The organism is Bradyrhizobium japonicum USDA 6, from assembly GCF_000284375.1.
GTDB lineage: Bacteria > Pseudomonadota > Alphaproteobacteria > Rhizobiales > Xanthobacteraceae > Bradyrhizobium > Bradyrhizobium japonicum.
The window spans coordinates 8,817,894-8,841,734 of the sequence record NC_017249.1 but is presented as its reverse complement, the minus strand read 5'-3'; the positions used below and the strand labels follow the sequence as shown (position 1 = coordinate 8,841,734).

Here is a 23,841-nt window from a genome sequence, read left to right as displayed (position 1 = left end):
CGAGAGATGGCTAAAGAGGCGACGACGAGCGAGATGGGAATGTCGAAGGGGCAGACCGGCCATCTCTATATCCAGACCAACGAGATCGATAACGCCATTATTCACTACAAGCGGCAGGCGGACGGCAAGCTGGCCGAGGTCGCGCGTATCAAGACGGGCGGCGCCGGCTCCGGTGAATTCAAGCCGATCAGCGGCCAGGAAAGCGCGCCCAACTCCTACGAGGGTGCGGGAAGCGTCATCATTACATCCGATCGGCGCTTCTTGTTTGCAACCAATGGCGGCGACAATTCCGTTTCGAGCTTCCGCCTGGAGAGCGACGGTCGTCTCACGCTGCTCGACGTGAAGTCGACCGGTAACCCGGTCGAGGGCAGGAGCGGCACGGCCAAATCGCTGGCTTTCGCTCCGTCGACGCGCACCCTCTTCGTGCTGCACGCGTTCGGACCGGATCATCTTCGGCTGATGTCGGTCGATGCCGAGGGCATGCTCAAGACGCGGCCCGAGCGATACACGGTGAACACGTACAGCAAGCGGAACCGCGTCTCCACCATGGTCGTGGTCTCGCCCAACGAGGAGCTTGTGCTTGTAGGCACCACTTTCGATGAGCCGATCGCGCTCACCGGCTTGTATCCCGACGGCTCGCCGATTCTCTGGGTCCAGCGCGCCGGCGGCGCGTTGCACTCGATCGCGTCGAATGCACCGGATCCGGACGGCCTCGCCGTGTTCGCTCTGCAAAAGGACGGCTCTCTCGGCACGGCCAGGTTCTACGATGCGAAGGGCGGTTCTCCGTTCTACATCGCGTTCCTGAATCAGCGTCCGAATACGTTCGTGATCGGCTATGCCGTCGGCGACGGATGCTCCATCTGCACCATCGAGAAGAACGGCTCGATCAAGATCGGCCCGCTCGTCAAGATCGACACCAGCGCGGGCCTGCCGTCCGAGCTGTGCTGGCTGGCCATCGCGCCCGATGATCGCACGATCTACGCGACGAACTTCGGCTACAGCAACATCAGCAGCTACCGCATCAATGGCAGCGGTCTGGAGATTGCGTGCGATCCGGCGTGTCCGAAGGTCCCCGGCGACGGCACCGCGAGGGGATTGAACGGAACCGTCACGAGCGGTCCCAGCGATAGCTGGATCTCGCCCGACGGCGCCTATCTCTATCAGATCTATGGCAACGCCTCGAAGCTGGTCAGCTACGGCACCCAGCCGGACGGTTCGCTGAAGGAGATCGGCAGCGTCAAGATCCCGTACAACGGCTCCCAGGGTCTTGCGGGTTTCTGATCCCGGTTTCGTGACACGAGGTCCGGGCGTGGCCGGCATTGCCGCTCCGCGTCCGGCCTCTCCCTCGCCGGCATGCGAGACACACACGGTCAATCATGAGCCCCGAGACGGATGTTTGAGGCAATTCACGAGCGCTCTCGCGGTCCATCCGCGACTCATCCCGGCCATCCGGGAGAAGGGCAGGGCGCCACGGAAAATTCGATCTGCAGCGCGCCGTCGGGGAAGCTCGCGTGGTGTTCTCCGGCGCCGCGAACGGCACGGAGATCATCGACGTCTATCAGAAGTTTCCGATGGCCGTTGCCTTCCCGAATGTCGATGATCGTCGGCGCAAGGAGGCGGTCCTCATCAATACCTCGGGCGGCGTCGCAGGCGGCGACGAGATCAGGATCGAGGTGGTCGCTCAAGGCAATGCGTCGGTCGCGGTGACCACGCAGGCCGCGGAGAAGGTCTATCGGGCGCTGGATCGGCCTGCCCGAATCCGGACGCGGCTAAGGGCTGAGGGAAATGCCCGGCTTGCGTGGCTTCCGCAAGAGACGATCGTCTTCAACCAGGCGCGCATCGCGCGGCAGACCGAGATCGATCTGAGCTCGGGCGCCGAATTGATCGCCCTCGAGTGGCTGGTTCTCGGCCGCATCGAGAGCGGCGAGGAGGTTCTCGCCGGACATATCCTGGACAGTTGGCGCGTCAGGGTCGACGGCCGCCTGGTATGGGCAGATGGTTTCCTCGCCTCCGACCAGGCGCTCCTGCAGCTTCGGAAGACGGCGCTGCTCTCGAACTGGAAGGCGATCGCGACCATGATCTATTTCGGTCCGGGTCTCGAGGCCCGGCTCGAGAGATTGCGCGAGATCGGTGCGTCGCTGGAATGCGCGTGCGGCGTCACGATCGTGGGCGCGATCATCGTGGTCCGGGTCGCCGCGATTGCGAGCGTGGATCTCAGGCGAGGTCTGCGCCGCTTCCTCGATCAACTCAACCATGAGCTCGGATCCGGTCTCTTCGGAGTGCCGAAGATGTGGTCCTGTTAGCAGCGCGGCCAAGTGGGAGGAGCATCTTGAATCTGACGCCACGGGAACGAGACAAGCTGATGATCGCCCTCGCCGCGATCGTTGCGCGCGGCCGGCTCGCGCGCGGCGTCAAGCTGAATTACCCCGAGAGCATCGCGCTGATTTCGGATGCCATCATGGAAGGCGCCCGCGACGGGCGATCGGTCGCGGATCTGATGTCCGAGGGCGGCCGGCTGCTGCGCCGCGACCAGGTCATGGAGGGCATCCCGGAAATGATCCGCGAGATTCAGGTGGAGGCAACGTTTCCGGACGGGACCAAGCTTGTCCCGGTGCACAACCCGATCCGATAGGAGCTGATGATGCGCATCATTCCGATTTGCGTCGCCGCGTTGAGTCTGCTTGCCGCGCCGGCGCTCGCTCATCCCATTCCGGGCGCGGGCAGTTCGTTCGACGCCGGCCTCGTCCATCCGTTCAGCCGTGCCGATCATCTGATTGCGATCACCTTGGTGGGAACGTGGAGCGCGCTCGTGGGCGGATCCGCGAGAGCGGTGTGGCCGCTGACCTTTCTGATCGCGATGCTGGGCGGCTTCGCCGCGGCAAGCGCCGGACTTCAGATGGGCTTTGTGGAGGCGGCGATCAGCCTCTCGGTGGTGGCGCTGGGAGCGTTCGTTGCGTTCGAATTCAGGATGCCCGTCATGCTGGGCGCGGCGGCCGTCGGCCTGTTCGCGTTCTTCCATGGTCACGCTCACGGAACTGAAGCCGCCTCGATGCTCGTTCCCTACGTGATCGGCTTCACGACGGCGACCGCCACTCTTCTCCTGACCGGCATGGTCATCGGGTTTTCAGGAGGAAACGCGGCCAGAAGAAGTTTGCTTCGCGCGGCGGGCGTATGCGCCGGGCTTGTCGGGCTGCTGCTGCTCGGAGGCGTGGCATGATTCCGGGGGAGGTCATTCCGGCTGACGGCGACGTCGTCCTGAACGGGGACAGGACCGGACCATCGATTGCCGTAGCCAACACCGGCGACCGGCCGGTCCAGGTGGGCAGCCATTATCACTTTGCCGAAGTGAACGCCGCACTCGTGTTCGATCGCTCAGCCGCTCGTGGATGCCGCCTCGATATCCCGGCCGGGACGGCCGTGCGGTTCGAGCCGGGCCAGTCGCGCGAGGTCTCGCTGATCCCGTTTGCCGGAGCGCGGCGCATCTACGGTTTCAGCGGCGGCGTGATGGGACCTCTGGAATCAGGGACCGGTGCGTCCGGCGCCAACGAATAAGGTGAGGAAGACATGTCCCACACGATGAGCCGCGCGGCCTATGCGCAGATGTTCGGCCCCACGGTCGGCGACAGGGTGCGCCTGGCGGACACCGACCTGTTCATCGAGCCCGAGAGGGACCTCACGATTTATGGCGAGGAGGTCAAGTTCGGCGGCGGCAAGGTCATTCGCGACGGCATGGGACAATCGCAGCTCACGCGCGCGCAGGGAGCGGTCGATACCGTCATTACCAACGCGCTGATCCTCGATCACTGGGGAATCGTCAAGGCCGACATCGCGATCAGGGACGGGCTCATTGCCGCCATCGGCAAGGCGGGCAATCCCGACACACAGCCGGGTGTCTCGATCATCATCGGGCCGGGGACGGAAATCATCGCGGGCGAGGGCAAGATCATCACCGCCGGCGGAATGGATACGCACATTCATTTCATCTGCCCGCAGCAGATCGACGAGGCGCTTTTCTCGGGCGTCACGACCATGATGGGTGGCGGCACCGGACCTGCCGCCGGAACGACGGCGACGACCTGTACGCCGGGGCCATGGCACATCCATCGGATGCTCGAGGCGCTGGATGGATTCCCGATGAACTTCGGCATTTTCGGCAAGGGCAATGCGAGCGTCCCTGCGGGCCTGGTCGAGCAGATCGAAGCCGGCGCATGTGGCCTGAAGCTGCACGAAGATTGGGGTGCAACGCCCGCATCGATCGACTGCTGTCTCTCTGTCGCCGACGACATGGACGTGCAGGTCATGATCCACACCGATTCCCTGAACGAAGGCGGGTTCGTCGAGCGCACGATCGCCGCGTTCAAGGGCAGGACGATCCATGCGGCTCACACCGAAGGGGCCGGCGGCGGGCATGCGCCTGACATCATCAAGGTCTGCGGCGAGAGCAACGTCATTCCAGCCTCGACAAACCCCACGCGCCCCTACACCGCGAACACGCTCGACGAAGCGCTCGACATGCTGATGGTGACCCACCATCTGGACCGGCGCATTCCGGAGGATGTCGCCTTCGCGGAGAGCCGCATACGGAAGGAGACGATCGCCGCGGAGGACATCCTGCACGATCTCGGCGCGTTCTCGATCGTGTCGTCGGATAGCCAGGCGATGGGGCGCGTCGGCGAGGTGATCACCCGGACGTGGCAGACCGCCGACAAGATGAAGAAGCAGTTCGGGCGGTTGCCGGAGGAGACCGGGCAGAACGACAATTACAGGGCGCGGCGCTACGTCGCGAAATACACGATCAATCCGGCCATCGTGCAGGGAATGTCAGGCCATGTCGGTTCGCTCGAGGTCGGAAAGCTCGCGGACATCGTCGTCTGGGATCCGGCGTTCTTCGGGATCAAGCCCGACATGGTCTTGAAGTCCGGCATGATCGTCGCCGCGATCATGGGCGACCCCAATGCATCGATACCGACGCCTCAGCCGGAATATTACCGGCCGATGTTCGGTGCCTTCGGCCGTTCTCCCGGAAGAAATTCGGTGACCTTCGTCAGTCAGGCCTCGCTCGAAACGACGAGACAGCTGGGCCTGGCCAAGCAACTCCTGCCGGTCTCGAACACGCGATCGATCGGCAAGCATTCCATGATCCTCAACGACGCGCTGCCTCGCATGGAGGTCGATCCCGAGACCTACGAGGTGCGGGCCGACGGACGGCTCCTCACGTGTCCGCCGGTGAATGTGGTCCCGATGGCGCAGCGCTATTTCATGTACTGACGCGTTGCCGGCATGGTGGTGCGATGACAGACCAGAGTTATGGACAAACGGCGCTGGCGTTCCTGAGGCTGCAGAGCTGGCTCTCGCCGTCGTTCCCGAACGGGGCCTACAGCTACTCGCACGGGCTGGAGTGGGCCGTGGAGGCCGGCTATGTCTCCGATCGGCGCAGCCTGATCGATTGGCTCGAGGCCGACCTTTGCTACGGCTCCGGCCGAAACGAAGCCATCTTCTTCAGCGAAGCCTACCGATGTGTGGCCGAGGGCGCCGAGGACCAGCTCCCGGAGCTGGCCGAACTCGCAGCCGCTTCCCGCGGCACATCCGAATTCGTGCTCGAATCCGCTCAGCAATCGTCTGCGTGCCTTACCACCCTTCGCAGTGTCTGGCCGGATCGAATTCTGGACATGTTCTCGGATCCGAAATGTCCGCCGGTGCTGGCCGTCCTGCTCGGAGCGCGAGCGGCGCGCGAGCGGATTGCCGTCGACATCGCGCTGCCGGCGTTCCTGCACAGCTATGTCGCCAATCTGGTGAGCGCGGGGGTGCGATTGGTGCCTCTCGGTCAGACCGATGGTCAGCTCGCCATCGCGGCGCTCGAGCTGCCGATCCTGTCGCGCAGTGAAATCGCAAGCCGCGAGACGGTCGACGATCTCGGTTCGGCGGGCCTGATGGTCGAGCTCGCGTCCATCGCACATGAGCTCCAGTATACGAGGTTGTTTCGGTCATGAAGACGATTGAACGCGAGAGCAGGTCTCTCCGCAGACCCGGCATTGCGGCGACCAACGGGCCGTTGCGCGTCGGCATCGGCGGTCCCGTCGGTTCCGGGACGGCGCTGGTGGAGGCGCTGTGCAAGCACCTGCGCGACTTCTACGAGATCTACGTCATCACCAACGACATCTACACCAAGGAGGATCAGCTCATTCTGACCCGCGCGCAGGCATTGGCGGCAGAGCGCATCATGGGGGTGGAGACGGGTGGCTGTCCGCATACGGCCATACGGGAGGACGCCTCGATGAACCTGGCCGCGATCCACGACATGAACCTGAAGTTTCCGGACGCGGAGCTTTGCTTCGTCGAGTCGGGCGGCGACAACCTCGCCGCCACCTTCAGCCCGGAGCTTGCGGACCTGACCGTCTACGTGATCGACGTCGCCGCAGGAGAGAAGATCCCGCGCAAGGGAGGGCCGGGGATCATGCGATCCGATCTGCTGGTGATCAACAAGATCGATCTGGCTCCCATGGTGGGCGCGAACCTGGAGATCATGGAAGCGGACGCGCGGCGGATGCGAGGCGCGCGACCGTTCATCTTCTCCAATCTGAAGAGTGGCCAGGGTGTCGATGAGATCGCGGGTTTCATTCTGCAGAAGGGCGGATTGTCCGCCGCGGCGCTGCCCGGAGGTGCCGATCGATGACGGATGATGACCAGGAGTTTGCCAGCGATCTCGCCAGGCTGCGCCGCAGCATCGACAATCTGGATGCGGCGATGGTGCACCTGCTCGCAGAACGCTTTCGCTGTACCGATGCGATCGGGGAGCTCAAGGCCAGACATGGACTGGAGTCCCGGGATCCCAGGCGTGAAGCGGCGCAATTGAAGCGGCTTCGCATGCTCGCCGCACAGAGCGGGCTCGATCCGGATTTCACCCGGAAGCTGCATGCCCTGGTCGTTCGAGAAGTCATCACCAATCATGAGGCGGTGAAGTTCGAGTCGGGAGCCGGCTAGGGCAACCAATGTCATCGCACGCCTGCTCCGGCGAAACGAGGTCCAGCCGAGAGCCGCCAACCCTGGGAGTCACATTTGTCGAATGATCTGCGCAGCTGCGCCGCCGCTCTGGCGATCGTGGCGAGCTTCTGGACGCACCCCGCGATCGCGGACGACCCCGGAAACGCCGACTATGCGGCGCTGAACAAGGCGATCGTCGATGGCAAGGAATTTCGCATGCTCGTCGACCTTTCAGCCTGTCAAGTTCACGGCACGGGCGCGGCGGGACCTCTGGTCAAGGCGAGCATGCGATTTGACGGATACATGATCCAGCCTGACGGGACGATCGCTTTTGCAACGACCCATTTCACGGTGAGACCGGACAAGGCGGTCAAGGAATTCCTGTCGTTCAGGGGGCACCCAAACGGCAGGATCGAGGCGCGCACGATGATCCTGGACGCCGTCAATGACGCCGTTCTCAAGGATACGGCATTCGATTGCGAGATTGGAAAAGGCGCGACATTCCACTGGTGACGCGCGGTCGTTACGCGGACTGGTCGACCAGACTGCCGGGCTGCTTGTCCTTCTTCTCCAGCTGCTTTTCGATGGCGTCCCGGATCTTCTGCTCCACCGCCGCTCTCTGGTCCGGGGTCATGTTGGCGAGGTCGGCCTCGCTGAGATTCATGCTCTTCAGAATGGCAGCCCGCATACGATCGAAGGGATTCATCTTCGCGTATTTCAGGAACTCCTGCACGACGCTGCTGTCGCCCGATGCACTATCCTCGTTGGCTTGCGGAAGCCCACCATTGTCGGTCACCGACGGCTTCGATGCACCGGTCGATGAGCCGGCCTTCGCAGGCTGGTAGCCGAAGATTGATGCTCCTGCCGTGACTTGCATGTTCGGCCCCCCAAAGACGATCGCGAAGGGCAAGCAACGTGCGTGCCAGATCCTTTCGTTGGATTTACCGATGTTTCCGGGCTCGCGCTCATCGGTGGCTTGAAAAAATTGCCGGCTCGGCGGTGTCGCCGGCAAAGTTTGCCCGGTCGCCCGCGGAAATCGCGTCGTCGCTCCTGCCGTCGGCACCGATCAGGTTGCTTTCACTCCGGCGCTCTCCGAGCGTCGCCAAAGGCCAAGCCTGAACCGTATAAGCCTGAACCGTACAAGCCTGAACCATAGCAGCCTGGCAGCGGTCGATGGCCATCGCACCTCCCAGGCCGGGCGCCGCGGCTTGTCCAGGCGCTCGGCGATCAGGAATGCACTGGTCACGGCCATCGCCGGCAAATGCCCGCCTTGCGTCGCCAATGGAACGAGCATCAGCGCCCAGCAGGCGCCGCAACACCAGATACCCTGGGCGACGCCATATCCGAGAGCAGCCAGGTCGGCCCTGATCCCATAAGCCGCCAGCGGCGGCTGGTCGTGGCAGTGGTTCAGGCAGATCTGCTTCCCGGGGGAGAATTGCCAGACCAGGACGAGCGATCCCGCCAATGCGATCGTGACGATCGATGATGATTGCATCAGTTGCAGCGCCAGCACGACCAGGACGATGGGAATCCCACAGGCAGCCCAGATGGCGCAATATCCGATCATGAAGAGCGCCATCGACCGCATGCGTCGACGCGGCAGGCTTCGCGCACGAACGTGCCCGACAGCGCCCGCGAGCATCGGCGTCATCATCGCCGCGACCATCAGCATCCATTCGCCGGCGAGTCTTGCCGGCGAATAGAACGTCATGGCAAGGGCGAGCTGGTCGAGCGACAGTGCCGGCCAGACATCGCTGCTGCAGAAGGCGACGAGCCTGCGCTGGTCCGACAACGTCACGACGGCCACCCACGCGGCGGCAGCCGCGACGGTGAGCGGAATACGGATTTGCAGACGCTCGTAGGCCGCGGGCGTCATCAGCGGCCGTCAATCGCCCTGTCGGACGATGCTGATGCGGCCGACACTCACGTCGGCCGACTGCTGCACCGGCGCGACGGCCTGGAGGCGAACGCCGACCTTTGCGGGATCGGCATTGCCCGAACCGGCGAACTCCGAATAGGGCTTGGTAATGTTCAGCGCGTACGACAAGCCGTCTCCCGCGTGCCCGGTATCGCTCTCCGTCGCCTTGGTGACGCCGAACAGCCCGATGCTCCCGACCTGCCGCTCGAAGGACGGCGCGCCGTCCTTCCCCGCAAACTGCAGATAGACCTGCAACACGGTAGCGTCGGAATATCCGCGCACATTCTCCAGATTGAGAAACACCTGCTCCGCGCGTGCCCCGGGCGCGGGGCCGGCAGCCAGCCTGGCGGCAACTTTTGAATGCGTACGCGCGTCGAGTTGCACGGAGGTCTCGGCACCTTTCCCTGCGACGGGAAGCGATTGGGCATTGGCGCCAAGCACCTCAACTGCTGCTCCAGTCGATCTCGCCATCGCGACCGCTCCGGGTGGTGTCGCCGTCCTGCCGGCAACGGCCCCCAATGGCGCGCCTGCCGGCGAGAAATCGCTGTAAGTATAGCCCACCCCGGCAAAGTCCGACATCTGTTCCGGCGTGTACTCCCACGGCGAGCCGTCGGGGAGAGGAACGACAAATTTGTGCTGGCCGAGGCTGGCAGGTCCCTTCTTCCAACTGGCTTCTTCCGGATCCGTGTTTCGGGAATCGCTCTGCCTCCAGCTTTGCCACAGCCGATCGATATTCGCGTGGTGCAGCCAGAAGATGGGATCCAGACCGGCCGTCACCGGTGATGACATCAGCCCCGGCAATGGCCTTGGGCTCGCTTCCGGGAACATCTTCTCGCCGCCGACAAGGCCGTGAACCTGATCGTGCGGTTGACTTTCGATGTCGCCATGCTTGGTACCGCCGTGCTCGAAGCCGGTGTCGATGCCACCGAAGCCGCGGTCGCCGCCACTTGCCACGCCGGTGAACTCGTGAACGTCCATCGCATCCAGGTTCACGGCATCGAGCGGGACGAAGACCTTGCCGGGCTGCGAGGGATCGCCGGGTCCCCACCGCTGTTCGATGAAGAGGGGATTGTTGCCTGTGCCGTCCGGCCAGTCCGGGCTGCCGAATGCCGGCGGCAAGCCATCCTGACCGGGTTTGAAGTAGTTCCAGTAAGGCAAGGTCCAGTCAGGCGGCCCACCGAGCGTCACGACGGTCGAGCGAACGAGCTTCTCAAACCCGATCAGATAGCCGCGGTGCCACGGCAGAAAATACCAGCTGCCGTGCTGACATTGTTGCCAGAACTCGTCGAAGTCGGCCTGGGCAGGAACCTGCTCGCCGGCCGCCTTGTAGCCGTAGAACTCCCACAGGCCCTGATGATAGCCGTGCATGCCGGCCCAGAAGCGCCAGCTGGTCCGATCGTTGAGCGGCTTCGGTCTCAGCGCGCCAACCGCGCGCGCGTACCAGAGAATCGGATCTGCCCAGTCGCCGCCAAGCTCCCACACGTTCTGTCGAACCAGCATGCCGTTCTCCTTGTCGCTTGACTGCGGCGCCGGCCCGCCGAGAGAACGGGCAGGCGGCTCCGCCGGATTGATCTTCCTCTCATCCACCAGCTCGAGAGCCGGCATCCTGGGTCACTCGGACTTCTGCCGAGGACGCTTGCAATCGCCGCGACTAGGAAAATAGACGAAAAATCTATGGTTGTGTAGTGGCGGATTCTAACCGTCAGCGCGAGTGGTCTTTGATCGGCCGGCGTCGGCCGCCGGAAATGCCTGCAACGACAGGAGAATAGCGGCGCATGAAGATGCGAGCTCACGGCCGGCAGCAATCTGCGACAAAACGCCGTCGATCCCGGTCGGCCGCGCGCGCATCCTCAGAACGCCGTGATCGGCTTGCCGTCCGCCCCCACGAGGCTCGACGGCGCTTCGCCGAACACCAGCCCTTCCGGCTGAAACTTGATCGTCTTGCCGCCCTCGACGAAGTCGGCGAAATTGCGCGGCGTGGCCGAGTGCACGCCGTTGGTCAGGAAGTCGTCGATCTCGTAGCAGGTGTCGGGCTTGCCGCCGGAGCCTTCGCCCAAGAATTTCTGGAAGGTCTGGCTCGTCACCTTCGCCTTCTTGCGCGCCGACCAGTTGGTGTAGCGGCGATAGAGTTTTGGCAGGATCACCGGGCCCTTGTCGGTCGCGAGCACGTCGGTCTCGTTCTTCCTGGGTTCGCGCAGGTCGAAGTCGAAGGCGGGAATCGTCTTGGCGAGATGCTTCCAGACCGGCAGCTTCTGCGCGCGTGCGGGCTTCGCGAGCGCGAGGAAGGCCTTGATCTCGTCGTCGTTCATCGAAGAGTAGAAGGTTGGATAGGCAAAGCCCTGCTCGACCAGCCAGTGGTTGATGTCGATGGTCTTGCCGGCGACCGTGACCTCGATGTCGCCGACCAGCCGGCCATAGGTGTCGAACACCTCGTTCGGCGCATCGACATGGGTGAACACGCGGCAGGCGAGGGTCGGCCCGCCGGCGCTGCTGAGGAAGTCATGCAGCGCCTTGCTTGTCGTCGCGCCAAGAAACTGCCGGTATGGGTGTGTGACCTCGTGATAGGCCTGCCGCTTGGCGTCGCTCAGGCCCTTCTTCTCGGCGGCCGAGAGCGGCGAGGGCTGATAATGCAGCTCCGGCGCGTCGATGCCCTGAAGGCGAATGGTGAGCTTGCCGTTCTTGATCGGCGCCGTCGCGGTCCGGCCCTTGACCTTGGCGTCCTCGAAGACATGGGTCGGCTGGAACGGCACCGAGTCGTTCTTGCGGAAGCGGATCGCGTCAGGGGCGACATTCACCATCACCTTGGTGGTGTCGGCGTCCGACCGGCCTTCCGGCCAGAACTGGCCGACATCGATGGTGCCTACGATCTCCAGCAGTCCAACGGGCATCGGGCGCTCCTGTCATCGCGCAGGACGATCGCCTCACAGAGGCAACTCGCATGCACTCCGAGGGGCAGCGAATCATTTTCGTGCGACAGGCCCATGACGAGAGATGGGACAGGCGCGACACGTTACGGCTTCGGCAATGGCTCTCGGCCGATGCGGACCATGGCGCTCTCGTGATGGATCGCTCGAAAGGGGGATGGGCTGACTGTGGGCCAGTGGCCAGTGGCATGAGCAGTCGGCAAAAACATGCGCCCGCGCGCCTGGAGCGCGCGGGCGACGGCAACTTCTTGAACGAAGCAGAACGTTTCTGGAGATCAGGACCTGTGCGGGCAGACCATCGTCAGATAGAGCAGTGTCGGAGCCTTGTCCTCGCCCTTCTTGTACTCCCACTCCAGCCGGATCTCGTGCCGATGCGCGAAAGCATCGCTTGCCGCGTGGGTGATGATCTTCGTCTTCATCGGAATCGGCGGCTCGGAGTTGAAGCATTTCCGGACACAGGCATCGAGCAGATCGCATCGGGTCAGGGGAATGACGCCCGGCTCATCCTTGGACAGGGGGACCGTGTTCGGCTGGGTGCTGAGGTCGACGCGGGCCCGGCCCTTCTCCTTGTGCCAATACTTGGCGCTTCCCTGCGGCCAATTCGATGCCGGGTTCAAAATCAGGTGGTACTGGCCGTATTCCAAAGTCGGAAGGTCGATGTCGTCCGATGCCTTGAGCTTCGCGACGCTCTTTTTCATATTCGCCAAAGGAAAGTAATTGCTGTTCATCAAGTCTCGAAATGCCTTGCCGCTATATACCAGTCCGGCCATCGCCTCTTTCCTCGATATGTCTGTTTGTCAAAACCTGTAGCGGGACTGGCCGAAAATACGCGTCACGCTGCGGCCGATCACGCAATTTGTTGTGCGCAGTTACGCCACCACTCAGGACTGTACTGCGCCCAGCGGGCTACCATCCTGTAACATCACGTATCCCGCAAGCCCAATTGCCATGCATTCCACTATGGGTAATGTACGTCAAACGCCTCGCGGGCGTTGGAGCGGGACTGCCGAGGCAGTCGTTGAAGGCGCTGGAATGCATTGCTTCGCGTGTCAGTCGGCGATTGGTCCGGGCGACAGCTGGTGCTCCAAATGCGGGGCGGCGGTCCGTCAGCGCATCGACCCCGACAGCGAACGGCGGTTTGTGACGATTCTGCGCGCCGACGTCGTCGATTCCACAGGACTTGTTGCCGAGCTGGAGCCGGAGGCGGCGGTGTTGCGCCTTGAACCGGCGCTCGCGGCAATGAGAGGCGCGGTGCGCCAGTTCGGTGGCATCGTCAGCAAGGAGTTGGGCGACGGGTTGGCCGCCGTATTCGGCGCCCCGATTGCCGACGACAACCACGCGCCGCTGGCCTGCCACGCGGCCATTGAGCTGGTCCGGCGTGTCGGCAGCCTGGGCGATCCCGGACTTCAGGTCCGGGTTGGCCTCCACTCGGGCCATGTCGTGGCCTACATGGTCGCGAGCGAATTCTCCAAGGTCTACGAGATCGGCGGAGCAGCCCAGCATCTGGCCGCGCGGCTTGAGGCAGCAGCGGAGGCGAACCAGATCTACGTCTCCGAGGCCTGCCAGGAGCTTGCCGACGGGCACGTCCGCTTTGAATTCCTCGGCCGCAAGGTGCTCCGCGGCTTTGGTGAACCCCAGCCCGTGTACCGGGTCATGGGTGCGAGCGATCTTTCGAGCTGGCGGGTCCGGCGAGCGCGCAGTATTTCCCGTTTCGTCGATCGCACGACGGAGCGGGCCTTGCTGTGGCGCGCTGCGGAAAGGGTCGGCGGCGGCCGGCAGACGGTTCTGCTGATGGGCGACGCCGGCATTGGCAAGTCGCGGCTTGCGCATGAGTTCGCGCAGGACCTCCGCGCCAGTGGCTGGCGGCTGATCGATGCCGAGTGCAGCCCCAATCTCCAGGGTGCGCCGTACAGCGCCCTCAAGCGTCTGCTGCTGTCGATCCTTGATCAGACCAAGGCGGACGATCTCAGGGACGCGTTGCCAACAGTACAGCAGCGAGCGGTCGACGCGGTCCTCGACCTGCCGATTTCCGATTCGCAATGGGACGAGCTGGAGCCTCACGCGCGTGGTCGCGCGATTTCAGATGCAAGCTGTGCGATCGTCGAGAGCGTCGCCCGTCGCCAGCGCACGATTCTTCTGATCGAGGACCTGCACTGGATCGACCGGGCCAGCGATGCCGTTGTGGCCACCCTCTCCGGGCTGCAATGCCCCGATTTGCTTGTGCTGCTGACGACGCGGCCCAATGGAATGCCGGTGTGGATCGCGCGCTGTCGCCCGGAAATCGTGGCGATGCGGCCTCTCGACGACGATTCGGGCCTGGCCATGCTCGCGGACATGCTTGGCCCCGCCACGACCAACGCAGATCTGAAGAACCGGATCATTTCTCATACGTCCAACGTTCCGCTGTTCATCGAGGAAGTCTGCCGCAATCTGAAGGACAGCGGCATGCTTCTTGGTCAGTGGGGTGATCTTTCCCTCGCGCGTCCTGTTGATGAGCTGGGAATCCCCAGCAGCATCCAGGGCGTCATCGCGGCGCGCCTTGATCGCGTGTCACGACAAGAACGGTCACTCCTCCAGATCGCCGCGGCGCTTGGACATCGCGCAAACCAGGCCATGCTGCGGAAGGTGGCGGCCTTGCCGGAAGACGTCCTGCAGGATTGCCTTACCGCGCTCGATCGCGCCGAACTGCTCGTCAGGATCGACAGTGAATTGGAGGACTCGCTCGAGTTTCGGCATGAGATGGTTCGGCAGGTGACCTACGATTCGATGGTCGAAAAGGTGCGGGACGGCATCCATGCCAGCATACTCGCAGCCCTTGAGGACGACGAGGCATGGGCCGATGGTCCGGACACGCTCTGCTATCACGCGACGAGGGCAAAGGATTGGCAGAAGGCGTTTCAACACGGCAGGAGCGCCGCTCGAAAATGTCTGGTTCGCTCGGCCTATGCCGACGCGGTCGACTATTTCGAGATCGCGATGGGATCTCTCGACAAGACACCAGTGACGCACGCGCGAGAGGTGGACGCCATCGATCTCCGGATGGAGGCGCGTTTGGCCTTTGCCGGATCGGCGCGTGTCGCCGAAGCCCTGGATTTGGGAAGGGAAGCAGAACGCCGAGCCGATGCGATCAACGACATTGGGCGCAAGGTCGCGGCCATGACGATGAGAGCGGGGGCGCAGAATTTCTATGGAACGCCCGTCGAAGCCGTCGCGATCGGCGAAGACGTCGTGCATCTGGCGGAGACCTCGGGCAATCCCGCCTGGCGCAATCTCGCGCAGTATGGCCTCGGGCAGGCCTACTTTCTTGCCGGCCGCTACCATGGTGCAGAGGAAATGCTGGCCGCCGCCCGCGCCCATCTCGCCGCGCCCGCTGCGAGTGCCCCGATCGGCACGACTGCACGATCTTTGCTCCTGCTGTGCTGCATGATGAACAGCATCACCCATACCGTCATGGGCGAGCTCGACGCCGCCGGCCAGCTCCAGCGACAGGCCGCCGCGATCGCGGAAGAGACCAACCGTCCCTACGACCGCGTTGCCGCCGCCTATAGCGGCGGCTGGCTGATGCTCGGGCGCAACGAGCCGGCCGCGGCCGCTGCCATTCTCGAAGACGGGTTCGTGCTGGCGCAGAAGCACGGCATCCGGCTGTTCGTGCCGGTGCTCGCCTGTCACCTCGGCATCGCCTATCTGGAGCAGGGGCTGTTCGACCGCGCGCGCGGCATGCTGGCCGAGGCGCGCGAGGAGGCGAAGGCGGTCGGCTATACCTCGGCGGTGCTGCGCAGCTCGATCTACCTTGCGCTCGCAACCTTCCGCCTCGGCGACGTCCAGGCCGCGCAGAACATGCTGCGCGAGGCGCGCAACACCGCCCGCCAGCAGGGGTTTTCCGGCCTCGAGGCCGAGGCCCTGTTCGGCGAGGCCATGGTGACGCCATCCTCCGGCGAGGAGAACAAGGCAGCCATCCTCGCCGCCCTGCGCGCGACCATCGTGATCGCCTCCGAGAGCGGCGCGCTGCCGCTCCAGCACAAGGCCGAGGCGATGCTGACCGAGATGCTCGCCCGGGGCGGCGAGCTGACCTGACCCTGCTCCCTCCCTGGCGTGCGATCGTACCGTCGGGCTGTTTTTTTGCCCGACGGGTCGTTTGAGTTTCGCAGGCAAGGCAAGGACTTAAGAGGCCGTCTCTACTGTGCATGGGGTTGTTTTCGATATTTTACAGGGAAGACCACCACCTCCTGCCGGCGCCGTTCACGGTCTCATGATTTGCCGGACGCGGTCTGCGCGCCCCGATGACGAAGCCCCTTGCACGGACGCCAAGGTCGGCTACCGTCGGCACTAGCCGCGGGGCGAGGTGACTTTTGATCTGAATTTTTTAGCATCCGATCTTTCGGCGCCGCGACGGCGCGACGCCCATCCGGACGAGGCGGGGCCATGATCACACGGGACCAGTCGGCTTTGTTGGCGCCGGTCGAGCGCGATTTGCGGCTCGATCTCTTCCGCGGCGTCGGGTTGTGGATGATCTTCCTCGATCACATCCCGCACGACGTCGTGGCCTGGCTGACCTTGCGCAACTACGGCTTCAGTGACGCCGCCGAGTTCTTCGTCTTCATCTCCGGCTATCTGGTCGGCTGGATCTACGGGCCGATCGTCGCCGGCGGCTGGTTTCTCGCCGCGCTGAAGCGGCTGTGGCGGCGCGCGGGCGAGATGTACGTTGCCCACATCATGCTGTTCCTGCTGTTCACGGCGCAGATCGCCCGCACGGTCAGGAGGTTCGACAACCCGATGTATGCGGACGAGTTCAACGTTCACAATTTTCTCGACCACCCGGACATCCTGATAGGTCAGGCGCTCTCGCTGCGCTACAAGCCGGTCAATCTCGACGTGTTGCCGCTCTACATCACGCTGGTGCTCGCCGCACCCTTCATCGTGTGGGGCCTGGTGCGCCGGCCGAACCTGACGCTGGCCGCCTCCGTCGTGCTGTATGTGTTGGCGCGCAGGTTCGACTGGAACATCGCCTCCTATCCGCCCGGCACGACCTGGTACTTCAACCCGTTCTGCTGGCAGCTGATGTTCGTGTTCGCCGCCTGGTGTGGCGTCGGCCAGATCGACAAGATCGCGACATGGGTGTGGTCGAAGGCGGTGATGGGACTGGCGGCGGCGTGGCTCGCCTTCGCGTTTCTGATCGTGATGACCTGGCACATCCCTGCGCTCGAGGCGCTGATCCCGAAATGGATGATCAAGGCGATCTATCCGATCGACAAGACCGACCTCGACATGCTGCGCTTCACGCACTTTCTGGCGCTGGCGATCTGGATGACCTATTTCATCCCGCGCCACTGGAAAGCGTTGCGTTTGAAATGGGTGCACCCGGTCATCCTCTGCGGCCAGCATTCGCTGCCGATCTTTTGCCTCAGCGTGTTCCTGTCGTTCTCGGCGCACTGGATCCTGATGCAATACACGAGGGGCGTCTGGGAGCAACTCGCCGTCTCGTTCGCCGGCTTCGTCATCATGTTCGGGGCGGCGTGGCTGCTCGACCGCGCCGAGCGGGTGCCCAGCCTCTTCGTCAAGGTGACGGATGTCGACGACGAGCGGGAGGCCGCCGCCGAAGGCGTGCCGGTAACGGTCATCGGCGCGGCTCCGGCTCGCCGCTGAGAACACATCGCGTCGCCGGGACGATTTTTCGGGAGAGATGCATGTCGAGATTTTTGTTGACGATTGCCGGCGCCCTCCTGCTCCTCGTCTGCAACGCGTCGGCGCAAGGGCCGTCGCCCGAGGCGATGGATGCTGCGCGAAAACTCGTCGCCACGCTGAAGATCGCAGATCAGTATCGCGCGGCGCTCCCGCAACTCCTGCTCAAGCTGAGACCCGTGGTCGCACAGGACCGGCCTGAGATCGAGCACGATTATGACGCAATGACGGCGCCGGGCTCCGACATTTACGCGCCGTTCTTTGCCTCGATGATCGACCAGATCGCCGCTCTCTATGCCAAAAACTTCACCGTCGACGAGCTGCGCCAGATCGAGGCGTTCTATGCCCAGCCTGCTGGCCGGAAGTTTATGGAAAAGTCCGATGCGCTGGCGCAGGCGAGCGCGCAGATCGGCCAGGACGTCAGCCAGAAGGCCGCCGACGAACTGAAGCTGCGCCTCATCGAGGCGCTGCGCCAGAAAGCGCACAAGCCGTAGACCGTCATGCTCAGTGGATCGCCGCGTACATGATCCTCTCCTCCGTCGCGTCGAGCGCGGAGAATTCCTCCACGACCTTGCCCTGCCGTGAGACCAGGATCCGGTCGGAGAGCGCCATGATCTCGGGCAGGTAGGATGAGATGACCACCACCGCCTTGCCCTCGTCGGCGAGCTGGTTGATCAGCTCGTGGATCTCGACGATGGCACCGACGTCGACGCCGCGGGTCGGCTCGTCGAAGATGATCAGGTCCGGTTCCTGCACCAGCGACTTGGCGATCACGACCTTCTGCTGATTGCCGCCGGAAAGCTCGACCACCTTGCCGTCGTTGCCGATCGCGCGAACCTTGAGCCGTTCGATCCAGGTCCTGCCGATCGCCTCGTTCTCTCGCTGCGACAGCATCATGCGGCCCTTGGGAAATTTCGACAGAAGGCCGAGATAGATGTTGCGTGCGATCGAGGACGTCTCGAAGAAGCCCTCGACCTTGCGGTCCTCGGTGACATAGGCGATGCCTGCCTTGACCGCCGGCGCCGGCACCCGGTAGCGGACCGGCTTGTCGTGCAGCAGGATCTCGCCGCCATGGAAGAAGTCGCGCTTGAGCACCCCTGAGACGATCTTGAACGTCTCGGTGCGGCCGGCCCCGACGAGGCCGAATACGCCGGTGATCTGGCCTGCGAACACCGATAGCGAATTGTTCTTCACCATCGGCGCCATCTTCAGGTTCTGCACCGTGAGCACGCGCGCGCCGGGCAGCCGCACGTTGCTCTTCCGCGCGCCGTAGAGCGTGTTGGAGAGGTCGCGCCCGACCATGGCCTGCACGATCGCCGCGCGGTCGAACTTGGCGGCATCGTCGGTGACGACGTGCTTGCCGTCGCGCAGGACCGTGATGCGGTCGGCCAGCAGCAAAGCTTCTTCCAGGGCGTGCGAGATGAAGACGATCGAGACCCCGCGCTTCTTGAGATCGCGGACGAGGTCAAAGAAGTATTTCTTCTCTTCGGGCGTCAGCGACGCCGTCGGCTCGTCGAAAATGATGACCTTGGCGCGGTGCAAAACCGCGCGCGCGATCTCCACCATCTGCTTCTTGGCGGCGCCGAGGCCGCCGACGGTGGCGGTCGGCGTGACGTCGAAATTGAGCGATTGCAGGAACTGTTGCGCAGCGATGTAGATGCCGCGCAGGCGGTTATAGAATTTCTCCTGCCCGAGAAACAGATTCTGCGCGACAGTCATGGTCGGCACCAGGCTGTTTTCCTGGAACACCATGGCGATGCCGAGATTGCGCGCCTCCAGCGGTGTGCGTGGTGCGACGTCGGCGCCGTCGATCGTCATGGTCCCCGAGGTCAGTGTCACCACGCCGGCCATCACCTTGGTCAGTGTCGATTTGCCGGCGCCGTTCTCGCCGACCAGCGCGTGGATCTCGCCGCGGCGCAGATCGAAGTCGACCCCGTCGATGGCGGGCACGCCGGCGTAAAGTTTTGTGGCCTTGCGCAGCGAGAGTGCGATGTCGCTCATGAGCGGAACTCCTCAGCAAGACCGGACAGCGGCAGTCGCAGCACGCGGCCCGGTCCCTTGGCGATCAGGACGAGATCGCCGCCCATCTCGATCGCCGCAACGATACCGTGATTGGCGCCGTCGACCCGGCTGTGCAGCGAATAGAGCGGTTGGCCATCTGCATCGAGCCGGATGACGAGGCCATAGGAGCGCGGCGGCGCCCACGGCTTGATCACGCCCATGGTCTTGATGTGCGCGCCCTGCATCGGCTCCTTGAACGAGAAGCCCGAGCGCAGGCGTGGGGCAACCCAATACGCCGGATCGATCTCTGCCATCATGCGGCGCCGGTAGGCAGGCTCGCGCAACACGAACTCGATCAGCTGGGTGCGCGCCGTGAAGGCGGTGAGCCAGTAGCCGCCGCCCGAGGCTTTTGACAGCCGCGACGGATAGACGGGCAAGTGAGCAAGGACGGTTTGCTGCGATCTACCCGGTGCCACGAGCACGAGGCGGTGACGCCAGCTCTCGCTGACCAGCACGCCGTTGCCATGCGCGCAGGCACCGAAGGCATGGCCCAGTCCCTGGGCCAGCGGTGTCACGGTCTTGCCGGCGGGATCGAGCCTGAACACCCGGCCGCTCCGGTTGAGCTCCATCAGGTCGCGTGCCCAGTCATCGACGCCGCATGTCGCCGAACCGTCCGTCGCGATCAGCGTGTTGTCCCCCGCGAGTGTCAGCGCGTTGACGGCATTGAACGCGCTATCTGCAAAGGTCGCGCTCGGCTGCTCGGCCGAGGGATTTGCGTAGAGACGCACCTCGCGCCCTCCGAGCGCGACCGCAAGGCCGCCGCCGGGCAGGGCACACAGCGCCGAGATTGGCCGCTCGAAGCTGCGGACCTCCGATGCCGTGCCGTCATTCAGAGACATCAACCGCTGGCCGGCCGCGATGAAGAGATTGCTGCCGTCGGTGGCAAGATCCTCCGGCGCCTCGCATATCAGCAAGGTCTCGGCGGATTCCAGCTTCTGGTTGGGTTTCAATGCGCCGTCGAAAGACGGTACGGTGATGGTGGCGTCGCCGCGCCCGAGAAAGCGGTTGGCGAACTCCCTGACGGCCGCGATCACGATTGCTTCCCCCACCGCTTGTCGTACTGGACGAAGTTCGGATCGGCGTTGTCGAGCTTGTAGCGGCCGATCCGGTTGTTGAGGATGCCACCGAGATAGAGATAGCCGCGATGCTCGCGCATCGAGGTGATCATCGGATGGTTCTCGCCGCGCAAGTCCCAGAACGATTCGACGATCTTGCCCTGCTCGTTGAACTTGACCACGCAGCCGGTGTTGATGTTGGGGAACAGCCATTCGTCCACCGGCACGCGCTTGCCCATGCGGCGGCGGAAGCCGGGCATCTTCCAGGCGAGGTCGAGCGAGGGGCTACGCATACCGACCAGCGCCAGCCAGTAATTGCCGTCGGAGGCGAGGTTGATGTTATCCGGGTAGCCCGGCAGATTGTCCATGACAACCTCGACCTTGCCCTTCTTTGACCCTGCGAAGTAGTAGCGCTTGATCGAGCAGCCGAAGGTTTCGGCGAATAGAATTGACTGGCCGTCGCTGGCGACGCAGATGCCGTTGGGGAATTTGAGGCCGCGCAGCTCGGTGCGCGTCACGCCGGTCTTGGTGTCGTAGCAGATGATGCGGCCATTGCCGCGCGCCTCGAGGCCGTCGATCGGCCACTCGTCCATCTCGTAACGCACGGTGGCCTCGGAGAAGAAGATCAGCCCGTCGTCGGTGATGTCGAGATCGTCGGCGAGCCGCAGGCGGCTGTCGTCGTTGACAGAGCGCATGCTGCGATTGGTCTCGTCGGTGGCCTTTTCCACCGTGCCGTCAGGCTTGATCCGGTAGAGCCCCATGCCGCCGATGCAGACGTAGAGATTGTCCTCGCGGTCGAAGGCCATACCGAGCGGCTGGCCGCCGATATGGGCGAACACCTCCATCTTCTGATAGTCGGGCGCGAGGAAGCGCATGATGTCGCCATGGCGCGATCCCGCGTAGAGATTGTCGTGGCGATCGAGGATGACGTCCTCCGGTGCCTCGATGCGGCCGAGGCCGATCGACTCGACGTTGCGCAGCTTGTCGTTCTGCTCGAACGGGCCGCCTTGCCCGATCTCGGTCGGCGGAGGCGGAGGTAGCGCGTGATAGGTTGGCGCAACGTAGACCTTGCTGATGATGCGGGTTCGGTTCTTCTGCCAGCGGATGTCGACCATGGCAGCAACGAGCAGGATGCCGGCAAGCGCCATCCGGTTGACGCCGCCACGTGCATTCATGGTCGTCAGGCCGTTGGTGATCAGGAGCACGATCAGCACCCCGACAGCCGATTTGGCGACCGAGCCCTTGCCGCCGCCGAGCGTGATGCCGCCCAGCACCGTCGCGGTCAGCACGATCACCTCTAGTCCGACGCCGATGTCGCCACCGACGGTGCCAAGCCGCGACGCGAAGAACAGCGCGCCGATGCTGGTCAGCACGCCGCTTGCGACGTAGCAGAGCGCGATGGTGCGGCGGACGGGAATGCCGGAATTGTACGCCGAACGACGCGAGCCGCCGATCGCGGTGATGTGCCAGCCCGGGCGCAGCCGGGTCATGAAGATATGGCCGAAGATGGCGATGACGATATAGACGAGCGCCACAGTCGGAATGCCGAAGACGCTGCCGCCGCCGATGAAATCCCAGGACGGAATGTCGGGGAAGGCCGACGCGATCGCGTTGGAGTAGCGCTGGATCAGGAGATCGTAGGCCGAGCGGTAGATGATCAGGGTGATCAGCGTGGTGATGAAGGCCCGCAGTCGCAAATATCCGATCAGGATGCCGTTGACGGCGCCGAGCAGCGCACCGCAAAGCAGGGTGGCCACCACCACCGCCGGGACCGGCCAGCCGAGCACGTCGAGAAGATAGAGGGCACAGAAATCGGTCAGTGCGAAGATCGAACCGACGGAGAGGTCGATGCCGCCGACGATGACGACCAGCGCCAGCCCGAGCGCGATGAAGCCGATCTCTCCGGCCTGGCGCGCGGTGTCGGCAAGGCTCGCTGGTGACAGGAAATTGTCGATGGACCGGCTGAGCGCGAGGCCGACGATCAGGAGGAGGATGACCGGGATCGCTGTCTCGGTCCATCGCTTGGACAGGATTTCACCGAGGAGATGATCGGGCCAGTAGCGGTAACGCAGGCTTGTCAGGGTGTCGCGCATCGGCATTCCGGGACCTTGCAAGTTTCGAGACCGCGTCCCGGACGTGAGATCGTCCGGGACGCCAGGGTCTTGCGTCGCGACAATTATTTCTTGAGGTCGCTGAGATTCCAGCAGGCCATCTGGCTATCGGCGTTCTCCTTGGTGATCGGAATCAGCGTGGTGTATTCCGAGCCCTTGACGGAGCCGGGCTTGATGCCCGACGACAGCAGCCATTTGATGGTGCCGGCCATCTGCGCGGCCTGGGTCGGCACGTCGTAGCTCATGTTGAGATCGAACGCGCCGGACTTGACCAGTTCGCACGCGCCCTTGCGCTCGCCGCCGCCGGAAGTTGCCACGAACACCTTGCCGGTGAGGCCGGCCTCCTTGACGGCCGCTGCCGTGCCGATGTCCATGCCATCCCAGAAGCCGACGATGCCGCAGAGATCGGGATTCTGCTTCAGCACCGTCTGGGTGATCGCCTTGGCCTTGGCGGCGTCCCAATCGGCGGCCTGGCTCGACACCACCTTGATTTCAGGATGCTTGGCGAGCACGTTCTCGACGCCCTTCAGCGTATAGGCGCTCGCGGCGGCCGACAGCGCCCCCTGGATGATCGCGATCTTGTTGGACTTGCCCTCGCAGGCCTTGACCACGCCTTCGGTCTGGCGTTCGCCGATCTCGACCCAATTGGCGCCGACGAAGGCCGAGCTGCGATAGGCAGAGCCCATGTTGATCTGGATGACGTAGATGCCTTCGTTCTCGGCGCGCTGCAGCAGCTTGGCGTAGGTCTGCACGTCCGGATTATGAACCACCATCACCGCCGGCTTCTCCGAGATCAGCGAGGTGACGGCCTGCGCGCCGGCGTTGGTGTTCCAGTTGGCGTCGCGGATCACGAACTTGACGCCGAACGGCTCGAGCTCCTTCTTCAGTCCGGCATACCAGCCCTCGGTGAGGTCGAAATTCATGGCGACCGGCACATAGGCCACGGTCTTGCCGGCCAGTGCCTCCTTGAACGGCTTCTGGAACGGCTCGTCCAGGCCCTGCTGGGCGAGGGCCGGCGCGGTCATTGCCGCAAGACCCAGTGCGGCAACAATTGCCCTTGTCGGGTTGCCGAAATGCTTCATTGCTTCCTCCTTGGTTGTGGTTGTCGTTAT

Annotated in this window: 22 protein-coding genes; 13 read left to right on the top strand and 9 right to left on the bottom strand. The window is 63.9% G+C overall.

The window, feature by feature from the left end; genetic code table 11:
* Positions 1-6: 6 nt before the first annotated feature.
* The 10 genes from BJ6T_RS40690 to BJ6T_RS40645 all read left to right on the top strand — a co-directional run bounded on the left by BJ6T_RS40690 (position 7) and on the right by BJ6T_RS40645 (position 7,494).
* Positions 7-1,281 (top strand): beta-propeller fold lactonase family protein, encoded by a 1,275-nt coding sequence (locus BJ6T_RS40690; protein ID WP_014498342.1) that lies wholly within the window; start codon positions 7-9, stop codon positions 1,279-1,281.
* Positions 1,282-1,511: 230 nt separating this feature from the next.
* Entirely contained in the window at positions 1,512-2,303 is a 792-nt protein-coding gene (locus BJ6T_RS40685) for an urease accessory protein UreD (RefSeq protein WP_014498341.1), read from the top strand.
* Positions 2,304-2,329: 26 nt separating this feature from the next.
* Positions 2,330-2,632: an urease subunit gamma gene (locus tag BJ6T_RS40680; RefSeq protein ID WP_028148889.1), complete on the top strand. Its 303-nt coding sequence runs from the start codon at positions 2,330-2,332 to the stop codon at positions 2,630-2,632.
* 6 nt (positions 2,633-2,638) lie between these two features.
* Positions 2,639-3,217 (top strand): HupE/UreJ family protein, encoded by a 579-nt coding sequence (locus BJ6T_RS40675; protein WP_028170343.1) that lies wholly within the window; start codon positions 2,639-2,641, stop codon positions 3,215-3,217.
* The gene (locus BJ6T_RS40670) at positions 3,214-3,552 is read left to right on the top strand and encodes an urease subunit beta (protein WP_014498338.1); all 339 of its coding nucleotides are present in this window, start codon (positions 3,214-3,216) and stop codon (positions 3,550-3,552) included. The genes BJ6T_RS40675 and BJ6T_RS40670 overlap by 4 nt, the downstream gene beginning before the upstream one ends.
* A 12-nt stretch (positions 3,553-3,564) precedes the next feature.
* Entirely contained in the window at positions 3,565-5,268 is a 1,704-nt protein-coding gene (ureC, locus tag BJ6T_RS40665; RefSeq protein WP_014498337.1) for an urease subunit alpha, read from the top strand.
* A gap of 23 nt (positions 5,269-5,291) precedes the next feature.
* Positions 5,292-5,990: an urease accessory protein UreF gene (locus tag BJ6T_RS40660; RefSeq protein WP_014498336.1), complete on the top strand. Its 699-nt coding sequence runs from the start codon at positions 5,292-5,294 to the stop codon at positions 5,988-5,990.
* Positions 5,987-6,673, top strand: a complete 687-nt coding sequence (ureG, locus tag BJ6T_RS40655) for an urease accessory protein UreG (protein ID WP_014498335.1) — start codon at positions 5,987-5,989, stop codon at positions 6,671-6,673. The genes BJ6T_RS40660 and ureG overlap by 4 nt, the downstream gene beginning before the upstream one ends.
* The gene (locus BJ6T_RS40650) at positions 6,670-6,981 is read left to right on the top strand and encodes a chorismate mutase (protein WP_014498334.1); all 312 of its coding nucleotides are present in this window, start codon (positions 6,670-6,672) and stop codon (positions 6,979-6,981) included. The genes ureG and BJ6T_RS40650 overlap by 4 nt, the downstream gene beginning before the upstream one ends.
* Before the next feature lie 75 nt (positions 6,982-7,056).
* Positions 7,057-7,494 (top strand): VirK family protein, encoded by a 438-nt coding sequence (locus BJ6T_RS40645; RefSeq protein ID WP_014498333.1) that lies wholly within the window; start codon positions 7,057-7,059, stop codon positions 7,492-7,494.
* Between the two features lie 10 nt (positions 7,495-7,504).
* On the opposite strand, the gene BJ6T_RS40640 is transcribed toward BJ6T_RS40645, so the two are convergent.
* The 5 genes from BJ6T_RS40640 to BJ6T_RS40620 form a co-directional block, all read right to left on the bottom strand.
* The gene (locus BJ6T_RS40640) at positions 7,505-7,993 is read right to left on the bottom strand and encodes a hypothetical protein (protein ID WP_225895043.1); all 489 of its coding nucleotides are present in this window, start codon (positions 7,991-7,993) and stop codon (positions 7,505-7,507) included.
* Between the two features lie 54 nt (positions 7,994-8,047).
* Positions 8,048-8,857: a DUF2182 domain-containing protein gene (locus BJ6T_RS40635; protein WP_014498330.1), complete on the bottom strand. Its 810-nt coding sequence runs from the start codon at positions 8,855-8,857 to the stop codon at positions 8,048-8,050.
* A 9-nt stretch (positions 8,858-8,866) separates the two neighbouring features.
* Complete coding sequence (locus tag BJ6T_RS40630; protein ID WP_028170346.1) at positions 8,867-10,399, bottom strand: tyrosinase family protein; 1,533 nt, start codon at positions 10,397-10,399, stop codon at positions 8,867-8,869.
* 350 nt (positions 10,400-10,749) lie between these two features.
* Positions 10,750-11,787 carry a thermonuclease family protein gene (locus BJ6T_RS40625; protein ID WP_014498328.1) on the bottom strand — a complete coding sequence of 346 codons (1,038 nt, stop codon included), beginning with the start codon at positions 11,785-11,787 and terminating at the stop codon, positions 10,750-10,752.
* Between the two features lie 311 nt (positions 11,788-12,098).
* Positions 12,099-12,593 (bottom strand): hypothetical protein, encoded by a 495-nt coding sequence (locus BJ6T_RS40620; RefSeq protein WP_014498327.1) that lies wholly within the window; start codon positions 12,591-12,593, stop codon positions 12,099-12,101.
* Between the two features lie 262 nt (positions 12,594-12,855).
* Between BJ6T_RS40620 and BJ6T_RS40615 the strand changes: the two genes are divergently transcribed.
* The 3 genes from BJ6T_RS40615 (at position 12,856) to BJ6T_RS40605 (ending at position 17,996) form a co-directional block, all read left to right on the top strand.
* Positions 12,856-15,897 carry an ATP-binding protein gene (locus BJ6T_RS40615; RefSeq protein WP_014498326.1) on the top strand — a complete coding sequence of 1,014 codons (3,042 nt, stop codon included), beginning with the start codon at positions 12,856-12,858 and terminating at the stop codon, positions 15,895-15,897.
* A 348-nt stretch (positions 15,898-16,245) separates the two neighbouring features.
* The gene (locus BJ6T_RS40610; RefSeq protein ID WP_014498325.1) at positions 16,246-17,466 is read left to right on the top strand and encodes an OpgC domain-containing protein; all 1,221 of its coding nucleotides are present in this window, start codon (positions 16,246-16,248) and stop codon (positions 17,464-17,466) included.
* A 41-nt stretch (positions 17,467-17,507) separates the two neighbouring features.
* On the top strand, positions 17,508-17,996 hold the full coding sequence (locus tag BJ6T_RS40605; protein WP_014498324.1) for a DUF2059 domain-containing protein: 489 nt from the start codon (positions 17,508-17,510) through the stop codon (positions 17,994-17,996).
* Positions 17,997-18,006: 10 nt separating this feature from the next.
* Here the strand turns inward: BJ6T_RS40605 and BJ6T_RS40600 are convergent, their stop codons facing one another.
* The 4 genes from BJ6T_RS40600 to BJ6T_RS40585 all read right to left on the bottom strand — a co-directional run bounded on the left by BJ6T_RS40600 (position 18,007) and on the right by BJ6T_RS40585 (position 23,811).
* The gene (locus BJ6T_RS40600) at positions 18,007-19,503 is read right to left on the bottom strand and encodes a sugar ABC transporter ATP-binding protein (RefSeq protein WP_014498323.1); all 1,497 of its coding nucleotides are present in this window, start codon (positions 19,501-19,503) and stop codon (positions 18,007-18,009) included.
* On the bottom strand, positions 19,500-20,597 hold the full coding sequence (locus BJ6T_RS40595) for an NHL repeat-containing protein (RefSeq protein WP_014498322.1): 1,098 nt from the start codon (positions 20,595-20,597) through the stop codon (positions 19,500-19,502). Before BJ6T_RS40595 ends, BJ6T_RS40600 begins: the two co-directional genes overlap by 4 nt.
* The gene (locus tag BJ6T_RS40590; RefSeq protein WP_028170347.1) at positions 20,594-22,717 is read right to left on the bottom strand and encodes an ABC transporter permease subunit; all 2,124 of its coding nucleotides are present in this window, start codon (positions 22,715-22,717) and stop codon (positions 20,594-20,596) included. The genes BJ6T_RS40595 and BJ6T_RS40590 overlap by 4 nt, the downstream gene beginning before the upstream one ends.
* Before the next feature lie 77 nt (positions 22,718-22,794).
* A complete protein-coding gene (locus BJ6T_RS40585; RefSeq protein ID WP_014498320.1) occupies positions 22,795-23,811 on the bottom strand; it encodes a sugar ABC transporter substrate-binding protein in 1,017 nt (338 codons plus the stop codon).
* Positions 23,812-23,841 lie beyond the last annotated feature (30 nt).